Raw genomic sequence first — 13,889 nt, forward strand, 5'->3', positions numbered from 1 at the left:
CCTAACCGGCTGCTTCCATGAGATGTCGGTTACGCTCCCGGCATATGAGCACATCCGACGAGGCCGCCCCCACCCCGCTCCCGGACCCCACCACGGACCACCCCGACACCCAGGGCACCCCGGACACCCTCCGCACCGAACTGACGCCCCGTCAGGCCCGCCTGCTCCGGATCACCCTGGCCTCGGCGCTGCTGCTCACCCTGGCGACCCTGCTCGCGATCCGCCTCGCGGAACGCACCTCGGTCCTTGTCGTCGGCGTCTACGGCCTGGCGATGATCCTCTGCGGTGTGGTCATCGAACTCAGCCGCCACGGCCGCACCCGCCTCTCCACCTGGCTCCTGGGCGCGGGCCTCCTCACGGCCCTGGCGGCGGACTGGCTGCTGCTCCCGTGAGCGGGGGGTGCTTCATGCCGGGTGCGGGTGCGGGTGCGGGCGGTGGCCTGTCGGGGTGGGCCGGGGGTGTGTGGTGTCGGGCGGTCCGCCCCGACAGGCCCCCCGGGACAGCCCCCACCCCGGGCCGCGTGCTCCAAGCGGTACGGCTGAAGCCGCGCACGGGTCAGCGCAGTGAGGTCATCCGCGTGCCGTCCGGCGTCCGGGCGTGGAGTTCCGCCTGGGCGCCTTGCCGGGCCGGGAGGGCGAGCGTGCTGGTCCTGGACGTGCCCGAGACCTGACCCGTGGCAGTCAGGGTGCGGAGGTCCGGGGAGCCCGCGGCCAGCATGTACCAGTGGCCTGCCCGGGACTTCCACAGGACGCCCGCCAGGACGCGGGGGGCTCGGGGGCCGCAGGCCGGGGAGTCCGCCGCTCCCGCCGCGAGGGCGGCCGGTGCGGCCGGCCGGCGGGTGGGGGGCTGGAACTGGGCCAGTACGCGGCTGCCCGGGCCCCGCCAGGTGTCGGCCCGGGTGCAGAGCCAGGCCGCGGTGCCGTTGGACTCGGGGAGGGGCTGGCGGGCGTACTCCCAGGAGTTCACCGAGCGGACGCCGAGCGCCCGGGCCGAGGGGAGCAGGCAGGCCGTGCGGGCCCAGGCCGCGCGGTCGGCGGGCGTCGAGACGTCCTGCGGGGACTCGGGCGGGCCCGATGTCAGACGCGCCGGGGTCAGCTCGCCCAGGTCGGTGAGGAGCCGGGCCGCCGGGCCGGCGGTGTGCACCTCCAGGGTGTCCCAGGAGCGGCAGGCCCCGGGGGTGGCCGCGGGGGTCCGCACCGGGTCCGTCACACCGTACGCGTCCCGGTGCAGCGGGCGCGCCGGGGTGGCCGGGGTGAGCAGGTCGCGTACGGCTGTCCCCGTCACCCAAGGCGCCGCCAGATAGCGGACGTTGTCGTCCGAGCGGGCGACGACCAGCGCTCCCGACGCCGCCTCGTCCGCGCCGTCCGTGCGGGCGAAGTCCAGCGCCGCGAGACCGCTGTCCGTCTCCGCGTAGCGCACCACCCGCAGACCGTCGTGGAAGAGCACCACCCGGACCTTGTCGACCTCCCCGGCGTACAGGAGTTGCGGCGAACCCATCGGCGGGCCCGTCGGCGTCGCCGGGGTCGCCGAGAGATGGACGGCGCCGCCCGGCCGGGCCCAGACCGTCAGCGCCCGGCGGACCAGGCCGGTGTCGTGCGCCAGGGCGCCGCGCGGGGGCCAGACCGAGAAGTCCGTACGGGGCGCGGTCCGCCACGCGGCCGGGTCGACCCGCCGTACCGCGCCCGGGTCGAGCGCCGCCTCCGCCACCGGGTTCCTGGTGTACGCGGGGGCCGCCGGGCCGTTCGGCTCCCAGCCGCCGCCGGGCAGCCCGAACAGCGCCCCGCAGACGAGCGCGCCGGTGGTGACGGCGAGCGCGGCCCCGCGGTACTGGCGGCGCCGCATCAGATCGGTGGGCCTGGCCTGGAGCGAACAGGGGTCGAACTCGGTGGAGCGGAGCAGGGCGTTGGTGTCGGTGGCGGTTTCCGGGGTGGCGGACCTCGGCCTCGGGAACTCCGGGACCGGGACCTCCGGCCTCGGGAGCGCCGGGCCCGGGGACGCCGCCGCCGCGGCCTCCGCCAGCGCCGTGTCCACGTCGTCCGCCCCGGCCGCGCCGAGCAGCTCCCGTACCTCCTGGTCCGTGAGGTCTTCGAGCCCGCGCAGGACGAACGCCGCCCGCGCGGGGCCCGAGAGGGCGGACAGCCGCCGGTCCAGGGCGAGTTCGTCGGCGCCACCGGAGCGCGGGAAGAGCCGCAGCCCCCATACGCGCGGGAGCAGCGGCGGAAGCTGGGCGCGGACGGGCCGGGCGAGGCGGCGCAACGGGCGCCCCGCTTCCAGCGCCTGGCGCAGCACCCGCACCCGTACGTACGCGTAGCCGGCCTGCCGGGCCGCCGGGCCGCTGGTGTCCGCCGCGCGGCGCTTCCCCGGACGCCCGGACCCGCCCGGCGCGGGGCGCCCGCGGGGCAGCGACCGCTGCACCAGCGCGTGCGCGGTCAGCACGCGGCGGTTGCGGCCGAGGGAGGGCGGCAGCACCAGGTAGGCGATGCGGACGAGCCGTGGGTAGTGCTCCACGAGCGCCGCTTCCGCCTGCTCCAGCCCGACGGGGGCGACCGGGGTGACCGGGGTGACCGGGGTGACGGAGGGTGCGGGCGCGGGTGCGGCTTTGTCTGGGGGCACGTTGAGCAGAACGATCGGTGGGTCCGATGGTCACCCGGCCGCCCCCGTCGCGGAGTTCACGGTTCCCCCACACGACCCTCCGGTCACAGGGGACGATGGCCATATGCGTAAGGACCGAATCCCCGTACTATTCGCCGCCCCTGCCCTCGCCCTCACCATGGCGCTGACGGCGGGTTGCGGCGCGAACGACGAAAAGGCCCCCGAGGAGCCGAAGACGGTCACCGGGAGCCTGGAAGAGATCGCCTCGAAGGCGAAGTGCGACCCGGACATCCAGCACCCCAACGAGGAGCTGCGCCAGGCCAACTGTGCGACGGAGGACGGGAAGTATGTGCTGGTCAGCTTCGCGACCGACCGTGGGCTGCGCGAGTGGATCAACGAGGCCAAGCCGTACGGCGGTTCGTATCTCGTCGGCAGGAAGTGGGTCGCGGTCGGCGACGCGAAGGTGACGGAAGCGCTGCGCGGCCGGCTCGGCGGGACCGTGGAGACCGGCTCGTCGCACCACTCTGGGGGCAGTGGTGACGATGGGGGGAACGAGGATCACTCGGGTCACGACATGAGCTGACCGCGCAGCGCGGGTCTGGGGAGTGGGGGGCGGTGGTACGGAGGGGGCGGACCCTCTCCGTACCACCGGACTACCGGCGGCTCACGCGCCTTCGTGCGGCACGGTGCGCGCCAGTTCGCCCGCGTACGTGCCTACTTGCACTTCTGGCCGGTGTTGATGCAGTCGACCATGGTGTTCATCAGGTTCTCGTCGAAGACGTTGATGAAGTCACCGTGGTCGGTGATGGGCTTGTGGAGCTGCTCCGGGAAGGAGTCCACCGCGAAGCCCGGGCCCGGCGGCACGTCGTAGACGATCCGCTGCTGGAGCTGCGGGATGGCCTTGAAACCGTTGCCGCAGTTGCCGTTGCCGTCGGCGAACGCGACGTGCGTGCGGTGGTTGGCGCTGTCCGCGTTCACACCGTCCCAGCAGCTCTGGAACTTGAACGTACGCACGACCTGGCTGCCTTCGGGGCAGATCGGGTACTTGTCCTTGAGCTGGCGGTCCTCGAACCCGGTGCAGCTCCAGGAGGCGTTGGCGTTGGCGTCACCGTTCACGAACGCCTTGGCGTCACCGGTGATGATCCGCATGAGCCGGGGCATCGCCGTGACCTTCGACTTCGGGTTGCCCACGAAGGTGTTGGTCACCTGCGACGGCGTCTGGATGATGCCGACATTGCCTTCCTTGCCGCCGCCGTCGGAGTTGGCGTCGGCCTCGTCCTGGCCGTTCTGGAGCCGGAGCACCGGCCAGAAGTACGAGGACTTGTCACCCTGGTTCGCACACGTGGTGTCGGCCGCGGCCAGGCTCTCGTCGGTCGCGAAGGCGTCGTTGCCCTGGTTGCCGATGTAGTCGTGGAAGTGGTGGGCGCCGTTGGTCACACCCGGGGCGACGATGACATTGTCCGAGTTGAACAGCCCGGCCTCGTTGCGACCGCACTCGGTGGAGAAGGTGCCCTTCGAGCTGCCGCGGCCGTTACGGGCCTGCTGGACGTTGGGCTGGACGGTCGTGATGTCGACGAAGTCGGAGGCTTCGGGGCCGTTACCAGCCTGGCCGCCGCCCGCACCGCCATTCTGGCCGCCGTTCTGACCCTGGTCCTGACCGCCATTCTGACCGCCGTTCTGGCCCTGGTCCTGGCCGCCGGCGCCGTTCTGGCCGCCGTTCTGACCGTTGCCCTGGCCGCCGTTCTGGCCCCCGTTCTGGCCGTTCTGTCCGTCGCCCTGGCCGCCGTTCTGGCCGCCGTTCTGACCGCCGCCGTTGCCCGCGTTGCCGTTGTTGTCGGCGCGCAGCGTGCAGTTGGAGAGCGCCTCAAGCCCCTGCGGCTTGGTGCCCACCCGGCCCATCGCGATGGAGATCCGGTCGAGCGCCGCGAACCGCTTCGCCTTCAGCGGGCCGAGGATGGCGTTGTCGGCGTACCCCGCGTCCTGCTCTATCGCTCTCTTCTCGCTGGCGAACCGCGCGTAAGCCTCGGTGATCTGGGTGTCCATCTTCGCCAGTTCACGGTCGACCTCGGCGCGGGCTGCCTCGGGTACCTGCGTCAGTTTGGTCGACGGGTCCGGGCAACTGATGGTCGACAATGTCTGGGCCACGTTCTGGTTCGCCTGCGAGGACTTGCCCTCGCCCGCCGATGCGTAGACATTGACCGCTGCCAGACCACCCCCGCCCAGGAGCAGGGCGGCCCCGGCGACGATCGCCCGGTTCGCCACTGTGGAGCGTTTTCTCGATGTGCGTGACATGGAACTCCTCAAGCTTCGTTGCCGATTACAGGAAAATCGCGGCAGGGGGAGAAGCGAAGCGCTCCGTTCCATACGGGCCTCAAACGCGGGGTGTTCAGCGGCCCGTGGAATTCATAGAAATCTCCATCAACAAACCGGGCGGATGCCCGTCATTCGGGCCCGCGGCGGCCTTCCAGATAGGCGAGGACCGCGAGCACCCGCCGGTTGTCGTCGTCCGACACCGGCAGGTCCAGCTTCGCGAAGATGTTCGACGTGTGCTTGGCCACCGCCCGTTCGGTGACGACGAGTTGGGCGGCGATCGCGGCGTTCGAACGGCCCTGCGCCACCAGCTCCATGACCTCGCGCTCGCGCGGCGTCAGCCCGCCGATCGGCTTGTCCCCGGCGTTCCTGGAGAGCAGCCGCGAGATCACCTGAGGATCCATCGCCGTACCGCCCGCGGCGACCCGGCGTACCGCGTCGACGAACTGCTCGGCGTCGAAGACCCGGTCCTTCAGCAGGTAGCCGACCCCGCCCGTGCCGTCCGCCAGCAGCTCGCGCGCGTACAACTGCTCGACGTGCTGGGAGAGTACGAGCACCGGCAGCCCGGGCCGAGCCCGTCGCGCGGCGAGCGCGCACTGCAGGCCCTCGTCCGTGTGGGACGGCGGGAGCCGGACGTCGACGACGGCGACATCCGGCTCCAACTCGGCCAGCGCGGTGGTGAGTTCCGGGCCGCTCTCCACCGCTGCCACGATCTCGAACCCGTACGCCTCCAGCATGCGGACGAGGCCGTCGCGCAGCAGGAAGAGATCTTCGGCTAGGACAACGCGCAAGGAAGCTCCATGGTCACCATGGTGGGACCGCCCGCGGGGCTGCTGACGGCCAGGACACCGTCGAATGTACCGAGCCGCCGCTCCAGACCGCTCAGCCCCGACCCCCGGCCGATCTCCGCGCCGCCGCGCCCGTTGTCGGTGACCGCGATCCGCAGCATGCCCTCGGCGTACGAGATGTCGATCCAGACCCGGTCGGCGTCCGCGTGCTTGACCACATTGGTCAGCGCCTCGCTCACCGCGAAGTACGCGGCCGACTCGACCGGGGCGTCGGCTCGGCCCGGCAGCTCCACATCGACCTCGGGCTCCAGCGGCAGCGGCAGCCGTAGCGCCAACTCCGTTACGGCGTCCCCGAGTCCGCGCTCGGCCAGCACCGGCGGATGGATACCCCGCACGAGGTCGCGCAGCTCGGTGAGCGCGTCGGCCGAGGACTGCCGTGCCTTGCCGATCAGCTCCTTCGCCCTGGCGGGATCCTTCTCGATGAGCGCCTCGACGGTGCCCAGGTCCATGCCCACGGCGACCAGCCGGGCCTGCGCGCCGTCGTGCAGATCGCGTTCGATACGGCGCAGTTCGGCGGCCGAGTTGTCCACGGCGTCGTGCCGGGTCTCGGTGAGCCGCTCGATCCGTTCGGCCAGCGCCCGGCCGGGGGCGGGGGCCAGCAGGGCGGCGGTGAGCCGGAAGTGCAGACGCAGCAGATCGGGGCAGTAGCGCAGCCCGATGCCGAACAGCACCAGGCCGACCGCCGCGGCGGCGAAACCGGTGGACTGGCTGTTCACGTGGACGAACGTGTACCAGTAGCCGTCGCCGACGACCCGCCACACCCCCGCCCCCAGGACGAACCCCTCCACCGGGTAGAAGACCAGGAGAGCCGTCAGCAGCGAGGTGACGAAACCGGCCGTCATGTCGATCACCAGCCACTGGAGGTCGCGCCAGGTCGCCGGATCCTTGAGCATCAGCGTGCACCGCTCCACCTGACCGGTGATCCCGGGCCGCAGATCCGGTGGGAAGGGGCGGTACGGAACCGGGATCCGTACCCCGGACCAGGTGGCCGCCAGCAGCCGGCGCTGGTTGGCGTAGGCACGGAGCGCGGTGAGCACGGCGGGGGTGGTGAGGACACCGACTCCCAGGGCGATGAAGGCGATCGAGAGCACCGTCACCACGAAGAAGACGATCGACCCCGGAAGGCCGAAGACGGCCAGCACCAGTCCGCGCCCGGCCGCCAGCACCGCCTCGCGCGGCCGTGACCGCCCGGCCGTCCCGGTAACGCCGCCCGGACCGCCGACCGGATCACCGACTGTGACGCTGTTCATGGCTGATTCGCCCCCTTCATGGCCGGATCATGGCCGGACCGCCCCGACGGCGTCCGACGTTCGGATGTCCCCGGTCCCGCCATCAGTCTGACCGGAGGGGAAAGGAGAGGGGTAGCCGGTCCGCACCCGGCCCGGGGTGTACTCAGCACCACCTCCCGGCAGTCGCGGCTTCTGGGCTCTGCCGTCTTCCGCTTCGGGGTGGCACCATGTGCGGACCATGACAGAGACCGGATCACCGCTCCGCGCCGCGCGCGCCGCCGCTTTCGCGGCCGTGTGCGTGACGCTGACGGCGGTGGGGCACGCGCTCGCCTCACGGCCGTCCGGCCCGGCCGGGCACGAGGTCTCGCCGCCGGTCCTGCTGACGGCGTTCGCGGTGACCGCGTGCGCCGCCTGGCTCGCGGGCGGGCGGCGCAGGGGCGCCGGGTCGATCGGGGCCGGGCTGCTCACCGTCCAGGGCCTGCTGCATCTGGTCCTGGCCGGAGCGCTGCCGTACGGACCCGCCGCCTCCCGGCACGCACCGCACGCCGGTACCGGCGCGGACGTCGGAGCCGGAGCCGCGGCCGGTTCCGCCTACGGCTCCGGCGTCGGCACGGGCACGGGCATGGGAATGGACATGGGGGCGGCGGCGGACCCGGAGGCCGGACCGGCGCTCGGGGCGCGGCTCGCACTGGGCGAGCTGTTCGGCGGTTCCCCCGCCATGCTCGCCGGCCATCTCCTCGCGGCGGCCGTCTGCGCCCTCTGGCTCGCCCGGGGCGAGGCCGCGCTCTTCCGGCTCGCGCACACCGTCGGCGCCTTCGCCTTCACCCCGCTCCGGCTGCTGCTCACCGCCGTGACGCCGCCCGCCGCGCCCCGGCTGATCCGTCCCGGGCCCGGCGCGTCCCGGGCCCGCCGCTTCCGGGGCGTCGTCCTCGCGGACACGGTGTCCCGGCGCGGGCCGCCCGCGCGCCGTACCCCGCGCGCCACGCCCCCGGGAGCCGCCGCCACCGCTGTCTGACGTCTGACGCGGAGGGGACGGCCGGGGGTCCTTCAGGCCTTTTCCGGCCTTCCCCATGCCGAATCCAACGCCTAGGACAGTCATGGCCATCGACGACCCCGCACAGGGGACGGACACGTCCGACAGAACCCCGGACACCACCCCCGACCCGTCCACCCCCGCCACGTCCGCACCCACGCCGCCCACGCCCGATCCCGCCCCCGCCTCCCTCTGGGGCGCCCTGCGCCCCCTCGTACTGCGGCTCCACTTCTACGCGGGCCTGCTGATAGCCCCGCTCCTGCTGGTCGCCGCCACCACCGGGTTCCTCTACTCACTCTCCTACCAGGCGGAGAAGGTCATCTACCGCCATGAGCTGCGGGCCCCGGTCGGCGACCGTACGGTCCCGCTCTCCGACCAGCTCGACGCCGCCCGTGCCGCCCATCCGGAGGGCACCGTCACCTCCGTACGCCTGCCGTCCGAGGAGGGGGCGACCACCCGGGTCCTGATGTCCACGCCCGACAGCGAGGAGTCCAAGTCCCTCGCCGTCTTCGTGGACCCGTACACGGCGGAGGTACGCGGCGACCTTGTCAGCTACGGCAGTTCGGGCGCCCTGCCGGTGCGCACCTGGCTCTCCGAGGTGCACCGTCATCTCCAGCTCGGTGAGCCGGGCCGCGTCTACAGCGAGCTGGCCGCGAGCTGGCTGTGGGTGGTGGCCCTCGGCGGGCTGCTGCTCTGGACCGGCCGCAAGCGCGCCTCGAAGCGCGCGCTGGTGGTGCCCGAGCGCGGCACCACCGGCCGGCGCAGAACGCTCTCGCTGCACGGCTCCCTGGGGACCCTGGCCGTGACCGGGCTGGTGCTGCTCTCCGCCACCGGGCTGACCTGGTCGGCGTACGCGGGCGGCAACATCACCGCGATCAAGGACCAGCTCGGCTCGGCCACCCCCGTCGTCTCCGCGACGCTCGACAGCGGAACCGGCGGCGCAGGCGGTACGGGAGCGGGTACCGGCGGCGGCCACGAAGGCCATGAGTCCATGCCGGGGATGGACGACATGGAAGACATGGAGGGCATGGAGGGCACGCACGGAACGCACGGCCAGGGCGGTACCGACATCGGTGTCGACCTCGCCGTCGTCGCCGCGCGCCAGGCCGGACTCGACGGGCCGATCGCCGTGACCCTGCCGACCGAGGGCAACGGCTATGTCGTCGCACAGATCGACAACCAGTTCCCGGTCCGGCTCGACTCGGTCTCCGTCGACCCCGCCGACGGCATGATCCTGGACGAGCTGCGGTTCGCCGACTACCCGGTGCTCGCCCAGCTCACCCGGATCGGGATCGACGCCCACATGGGCCTCTTCCTCGGCCTCCCCAACCAGCTTCTGCTGGCGGCCCTCGCCCTCGCCCTGATCCTGCTCATCGTCTGGGGCTACCGCATGTGGTGGCTGCGCCGGCCCACCAAGGAGCGGCGGCTGAGCGCGGGCCGGCCCCTGCCGCGCGGAGCCTGGCGGAAGGTGCCGTTGCGCGTGCTGCTGCCGCTCGGCGTGGCCGCGGCGCTGACCGGCTGGTTCCTGCCGCTGCTCGGCATCAGCCTGTTGGTGTTCCTCGCACTGGACGGCGTGCTGGGGCTGCGCGCCCGGGCACGGGCGGCCCGTACCTGACCCGTACGGAGAGGTGGAGAGAGCCCCGCCGTTCCGGTCGCCGCCGGACCGGCGGGGCTCTCCCGCTCCACGGATCAGGGGATGTACTTGTAGCCGACGCGCCGTACGGTCTGGATCGTACGGCGGTGGTCGGCGCCCAGCTTGCGGCGCAGCCGTGCCACATGGACATCGACGGTGCGCCCGTCGCCCACGTGTCCGTACCCCCAGACCGTGGTCACCAACTGGTCGCGGCTGTGCACCCGGTGGGGGTGCGCGACGAGATGGGCGAGGAGTTCGAACTCCAGATACGTGAGGTCGAGCTGCCGGCCGTCCACGACGGCGGTCCGCCGCACACCGTCGACCAGCACGGGACCGCCGCCCGGCGAAGCCGGAGCCGGGGCCGGGGCGGGGGAGACGACCGGGGCGGGTGTGAAGGCCCCGGCCGTGTGCTGGTCGGCCGGTACGAGCACGAGGTAGCCGATCATCGGTGGCTGTCCCGGCAGCGAGGGCAGGCTGTGCTGGGGCGCCGGCAGCCAGGTCGCGCCCGGCGGCAGGAAGTCCACCACCTGACCGGCGGGGACACCCGCGGGCGCGCCGGGCGTCTCGTCGTCGTCGACGGCCCGGAGCCGGTGACGGCCGGGCGAGGAGAAGGAACCGGGAAGGGAGGAAACGGAGTTCGCCATGAGGGGTCAGCTCTTTCGCGCGGAGGACTCGTCGGATCGGATCGTCGAGTCGACGAGGACGGACGGGACGTACGTCTGCGCGGCGGCCGAAGGCCAGAAGAATGGCTTTAGAGGGCCGGCGCGTTCCTCACGCGGCAACACACCCGGTCGAAGTCATGATGCTGCCGGGACGGCCAGAACGGCTCCAGGTCGAAGAGACCCCTCGCGATGTACTGGAAGCTGGCCATGAACCCATTGAAGCAGATGTCGCAGGAGCGCAGCAGCCTCCTCGCCCCGATCGTGACGCCGGAGGGGGCGGGCGCCCGTACGGCACCCGCCCCCTCCGGCGGATCGGTGGGACCCGGACGAAACCCTAGACCTGGCCGGCCTTCTCCAGCGCGGTGCAGCAGGTGTCCACGATCAGCCGCGTGACCACGTACGGGTCGACGTTGGCGTTGGGGCGGCGGTCCTCGATGTACCCCTTGCCGTCCTGCTCGACCTGCCACGGGATACGCACCGAGGCGCCGCGGTTCGAGACGCCGTAGCTGTACTCGTTCCACGGGGCGGTCTCGTGCAGGCCGGTCAGACGGTCGTCGATGCCCGCGCCGTAGTTCTTCACATGGTCGAGCGGCTTCGAGCCCTCGCCCAGCGACTCGCACGCGGTGATGATCGCCTCGTACCCCTCGCGCATCGCCTTGGTCGAGAAGTTCGTGTGGGCGCCCGCGCCGTTCCAGTCGCCCTTCACCGGCTTCGGGTCGAGCGTCGCGGAGACGCCGAAGTCCTCGGCGGTGCGGTAGAGCAGCCAGCGCGCCACCCAGAGCTGGTCCGAGACCTCCAGCGGCGACAGCGGGCCGACCTGGAACTCCCACTGGCCCGGCATGACCTCGGCGTTGATACCGGAGAGACCGAGACCCGCCTTGAGGCAGTTGTCCAGGTGCGCCTCGACGATGTCACGGCCGAAGATCTCGTCCGAGCCGACACCGCAGTAGTAGCCGCCCTGTGCGGCCGGGAAGCCGCCCTCGGGGAAGCCGAGCGGACGGGCGCCCTTGAAGAAGGTGTACTCCTGCTCGATGCCGAAGATCGACTCCTGGGCCGCGAACTTCTCCGCGACCTCCGTCAGCGCCGCCCGCGTGTTGGACTCGTGCGGTGTCATGTCGATGTTCAGGACCTCGCACAGGACGAGGACGTCGTCCCCGCCGCGGATCGGGTCGGGACAGGAGAAGACAGGCTTGAGTACCCGGTCGGAGGCGTGGCCCTCGGCCTGGTTGGTGCTCGACCCGTCGAAGCCCCAGATGGGCAGCTCGGCGTCGTCGCTGAGGATCTTCGTCTTCGAGCGCAGCTTCGCGGTCGGCTCGGTACCGTCGATCCAGATGTACTCAGCCTTGAACGTCACGGGGCCTCATCCTTTGCGGGTGCAGCAGGTTTGACCAGTAAGCCTCGCAATGGGCGGTTTCCCTGCCGTTGCCCTTCTGTGAACCGCGTGTTACTCGGGTTTATTCTGTGGCGTTCCGTTCCCCGATGTGCTGCTCCGGCTCCGTACCGTACCTACGCCGGAACGGCGGCAGGAAGCGCCGCGGTTCGAAGCCGCCCATCCGGTAGCCCTGTTCGAAGGAGTACGAGCCCGACGTCCACAGCGAGGCGTACGCCCCCGGCGCGGCCGGCGCCTCCAGTGGACGCGCTGCGGCGGCGGCCCGCCCCGCCACCGCTTTTCTTCCCTCCGGCCAGGTCCACGCGTCACACTGACCCGCATGGACAAGCCACGTATCGGACTCCTCGGCACGGGCCCGTGGGCGGAGCACACGCACGCCCCCGCGCTGGCCGCCCACGCCGGGATCGAATTCAGCGGCGTCTGGGGGCGGCGCCCCGAGGCCGCCGCCGCGCTCGCCGCGGCCCACGGCACCAGCGCCCACTCCGGCGAGGTCGGCCTCGACGCGCTCTTCGCCGGGAGCGACGCCGTCGCCTTCGCCCTGCCGCCGGACGTCCAGGCGCCGCTGGCGGCCCGCGCGGCGGCGTCCGGATGCCACCTCCTGCTGGACAAGCCGGTGGCGACGACCGTACGGGGCGCCCGCGAGGTCGCGGACGCGGTGGCGGCCGCCGGGGTGGCGTCCGTCGTCTTCTGCACGCTGCGGTTCGCGCGCCGCACCGCCGACTGGGTGGACGAACAGGCCGCGAAGGGCGGCTGGTTCACGGCCCACGCGCAGTGGCTCGGCGCGCTCTACGCGCCGGGGGAGACGAGCCCGTACGCCGAGTCCCCGTGGCGCCGCGAGAAGGGCGGCCTGTGGGACGTCGGTCCGCACGCGCTGTCCGCGCTGATCCCGACGCTGGGCGACGTGGCGTCGGTGACGGCCGTACGGACCGAGCCGGACCTCACCCATCTCGTCCTGCGCCATGTGTCCGGGGCGGCCAGCACCGTGACGCTCAGTCTGAGCGCACCGAGGGCGGGCGCGGGCGCGGGGGTGGAACTGCGCGGTGAACACGGCGTCGCGGTGCTCCCGGGGGAGTGGGGCAGTGCCCTGGATTCCTTCGGCACGGCGATCGACGCGCTGCTGGAGTCGGCCCGTACGGGAGCGCCGCACGCGTGCGACGTACGGTTCGGCCTCCGGCTGACGGAAATCCTCGCCGAGGCGGAAGCGCGGGCGGGGGCGTACGTGAGGGCGTAGGTGAGGGGGCGTAGGTGAGGGCGTGGACGGGGGCGCAGGCCGGGGGTGGTGCCGGGGCTCGGGCGGGGAGGCTCGCTCACCGGGACAGGGCGTCCCGTACCGCCTCGTCCGTGCGCGCCACCACGGCCGTACCGTCGTCCGCCGTGATGATCGGGCGCTGGATCAGCTTCGGGTGCGCGGCGAGCGCGGCGACCCAGCGCTCCCGCGAACCGGCGTCCCGCGCCCACTCCTTGACGCCCAGCTCCTTCGCCTCGGCTTCCTGGGCCCGGGTGATGTCCCACGGTTCGAGCCCGAGGCGGCCGAGGACCGCCCGGATCTCCTCCTCGGACGGCACATCCTCCAGATACCGGCGGACGGTGTACGAGGCACCCTCCTCGTCGAGCAGGGTGAGCGCGCCACGGCACTTGGAACAGGCGGGATTGATCCAGATCTCCATGCTCGGAGCCTACCTCCGAGCGCCCCTCGGATACTCCTTCTCTCACCCCCCGCAAACCGGGTCTGGCCAGGGGCGATTGTCAGTGGTGGGCAGTAAAATGGAGGGAGTTCGTGAGGGTCCCACCACCACGCCGGGAGGTTGACGATGGCTGTTGCCACCATCACGGAGAAGTCCTTCGAAACCGCGCCGACCCCACCCGCTCCGTCCGCGGTGAAGAGGAAGCCGCTGCCCGCGGGCCGGCCCCGGGAGTGGTACGAGAGCCACAACCGCCGGCTCAAGGCCATGCGCCTCGCCATCGCCCTGCTCGACTCGGGTGTGTACCAGCCGGCGAGCGCGCCCAACCGCCGGATACGGAGCACGGCGGCCCGGATCGGGATCCACCCGCCGTCCAACACCACCTGCCGCATGGTGCGCGAACTGATCGGTTAGCCGCAATACCGGTGACTTTGCTGGTACTGGCTCGTTGAGTTGGTGTGCCAAGGCCGGGACAGTTGAAGGCAGTTGAGAGTGATCGGTTTTCGGATC

At 72.2% G+C, this 13,889-nt stretch carries 14 protein-coding genes; 6 read left to right on the forward strand and 8 right to left on the reverse strand.

The window, feature by feature from the left end; translation table 11 throughout:
* Nucleotides 1-44: 44 nt before the first annotated feature.
* Nucleotides 45-392, forward strand: coding sequence for a hypothetical protein (locus ACIQ7D_RS35860; RefSeq protein ID WP_403945179.1), 348 nt, complete (start codon nt 45-47; stop codon nt 390-392).
* Between the two features lie 163 nt (nt 393-555).
* Here the strand turns inward: ACIQ7D_RS35860 and ACIQ7D_RS35865 are convergent, their stop codons facing one another.
* Nucleotides 556-2,613 carry a hypothetical protein gene (locus ACIQ7D_RS35865; RefSeq protein ID WP_403945182.1) on the reverse strand — a complete coding sequence of 686 codons (2,058 nt, stop codon included), beginning with the start codon at nt 2,611-2,613 and terminating at the stop codon, nt 556-558.
* A gap of 103 nt (nt 2,614-2,716) precedes the next feature.
* Between ACIQ7D_RS35865 and ACIQ7D_RS35870 the strand changes: the two genes are divergently transcribed.
* Nucleotides 2,717-3,175 carry a hypothetical protein gene (locus ACIQ7D_RS35870; RefSeq protein ID WP_403945185.1) on the forward strand — a complete coding sequence of 153 codons (459 nt, stop codon included), beginning with the start codon at nt 2,717-2,719 and terminating at the stop codon, nt 3,173-3,175.
* 131 nt (nt 3,176-3,306) lie between these two features.
* Here the strand turns inward: ACIQ7D_RS35870 and ACIQ7D_RS35875 are convergent, their stop codons facing one another.
* The 3 genes from ACIQ7D_RS35875 to ACIQ7D_RS35885 all read right to left on the reverse strand — a co-directional run bounded on the left by ACIQ7D_RS35875 (nt 3,307) and on the right by ACIQ7D_RS35885 (nt 7,000).
* Nucleotides 3,307-4,884 carry a DUF1996 domain-containing protein gene (locus ACIQ7D_RS35875; RefSeq protein WP_403945188.1) on the reverse strand — a complete coding sequence of 526 codons (1,578 nt, stop codon included), beginning with the start codon at nt 4,882-4,884 and terminating at the stop codon, nt 3,307-3,309.
* A gap of 149 nt (nt 4,885-5,033) precedes the next feature.
* The gene (locus ACIQ7D_RS35880) at nt 5,034-5,693 is read right to left on the reverse strand and encodes a LuxR C-terminal-related transcriptional regulator (RefSeq protein WP_403945190.1); all 660 of its coding nucleotides are present in this window, start codon (nt 5,691-5,693) and stop codon (nt 5,034-5,036) included.
* Entirely contained in the window at nt 5,678-7,000 is a 1,323-nt protein-coding gene (locus ACIQ7D_RS35885; protein WP_403945192.1) for a sensor histidine kinase, read from the reverse strand. The genes ACIQ7D_RS35880 and ACIQ7D_RS35885 overlap by 16 nt, the downstream gene beginning before the upstream one ends.
* A gap of 217 nt (nt 7,001-7,217) precedes the next feature.
* Here ACIQ7D_RS35885 and ACIQ7D_RS35890 point away from each other — a divergent pair, with 217 nt between their 5' ends.
* Nucleotides 7,218-7,994, forward strand: coding sequence for a hypothetical protein (locus tag ACIQ7D_RS35890; RefSeq protein WP_403945193.1), 777 nt, complete (start codon nt 7,218-7,220; stop codon nt 7,992-7,994).
* An 82-nt stretch (nt 7,995-8,076) separates the two neighbouring features.
* A complete protein-coding gene (locus tag ACIQ7D_RS35895; RefSeq protein ID WP_403945195.1) occupies nt 8,077-9,627 on the forward strand; it encodes a PepSY-associated TM helix domain-containing protein in 1,551 nt (516 codons plus the stop codon).
* A gap of 74 nt (nt 9,628-9,701) precedes the next feature.
* On the opposite strand, the gene ACIQ7D_RS35900 is transcribed toward ACIQ7D_RS35895, so the two are convergent.
* The 3 genes from ACIQ7D_RS35900 to ACIQ7D_RS35910 all read right to left on the reverse strand — a co-directional run bounded on the left by ACIQ7D_RS35900 (nt 9,702) and on the right by ACIQ7D_RS35910 (nt 11,971).
* Complete coding sequence (locus ACIQ7D_RS35900; protein ID WP_403945197.1) at nt 9,702-10,289, reverse strand: winged helix-turn-helix domain-containing protein; 588 nt, start codon at nt 10,287-10,289, stop codon at nt 9,702-9,704.
* 352 nt (nt 10,290-10,641) lie between these two features.
* The gene (glnII, locus tag ACIQ7D_RS35905) at nt 10,642-11,661 is read right to left on the reverse strand and encodes a glutamine synthetase (RefSeq protein ID WP_403945199.1); all 1,020 of its coding nucleotides are present in this window, start codon (nt 11,659-11,661) and stop codon (nt 10,642-10,644) included.
* A gap of 100 nt (nt 11,662-11,761) precedes the next feature.
* Nucleotides 11,762-11,971 (reverse strand): hypothetical protein, encoded by a 210-nt coding sequence (locus ACIQ7D_RS35910; RefSeq protein ID WP_403945200.1) that lies wholly within the window; start codon nt 11,969-11,971, stop codon nt 11,762-11,764.
* A 45-nt stretch (nt 11,972-12,016) separates the two neighbouring features.
* On the opposite strand from ACIQ7D_RS35910, the gene ACIQ7D_RS35915 reads away from it, so the two are divergent.
* Nucleotides 12,017-12,928, forward strand: a complete 912-nt coding sequence (locus tag ACIQ7D_RS35915) for a Gfo/Idh/MocA family protein (RefSeq protein ID WP_403945202.1) — start codon at nt 12,017-12,019, stop codon at nt 12,926-12,928.
* A gap of 76 nt (nt 12,929-13,004) precedes the next feature.
* On the opposite strand, the gene ACIQ7D_RS35920 is transcribed toward ACIQ7D_RS35915, so the two are convergent.
* Nucleotides 13,005-13,364: an arsenate reductase family protein gene (locus ACIQ7D_RS35920; protein ID WP_403945205.1), complete on the reverse strand. Its 360-nt coding sequence runs from the start codon at nt 13,362-13,364 to the stop codon at nt 13,005-13,007.
* Nucleotides 13,365-13,508: 144 nt separating this feature from the next.
* On the opposite strand from ACIQ7D_RS35920, the gene ACIQ7D_RS35925 reads away from it, so the two are divergent.
* Nucleotides 13,509-13,793, forward strand: coding sequence for a hypothetical protein (locus ACIQ7D_RS35925; protein ID WP_403945208.1), 285 nt, complete (start codon nt 13,509-13,511; stop codon nt 13,791-13,793).
* The last annotated feature ends 96 nt before the right edge of the window (nt 13,794-13,889 follow it).

Origin of the sequence: Streptomyces sp. NPDC096310 (assembly GCF_044763125.1) — a bacterium.
Classification (GTDB): Bacteria; Actinomycetota; Actinomycetes; order Streptomycetales; family Streptomycetaceae; genus Streptomyces.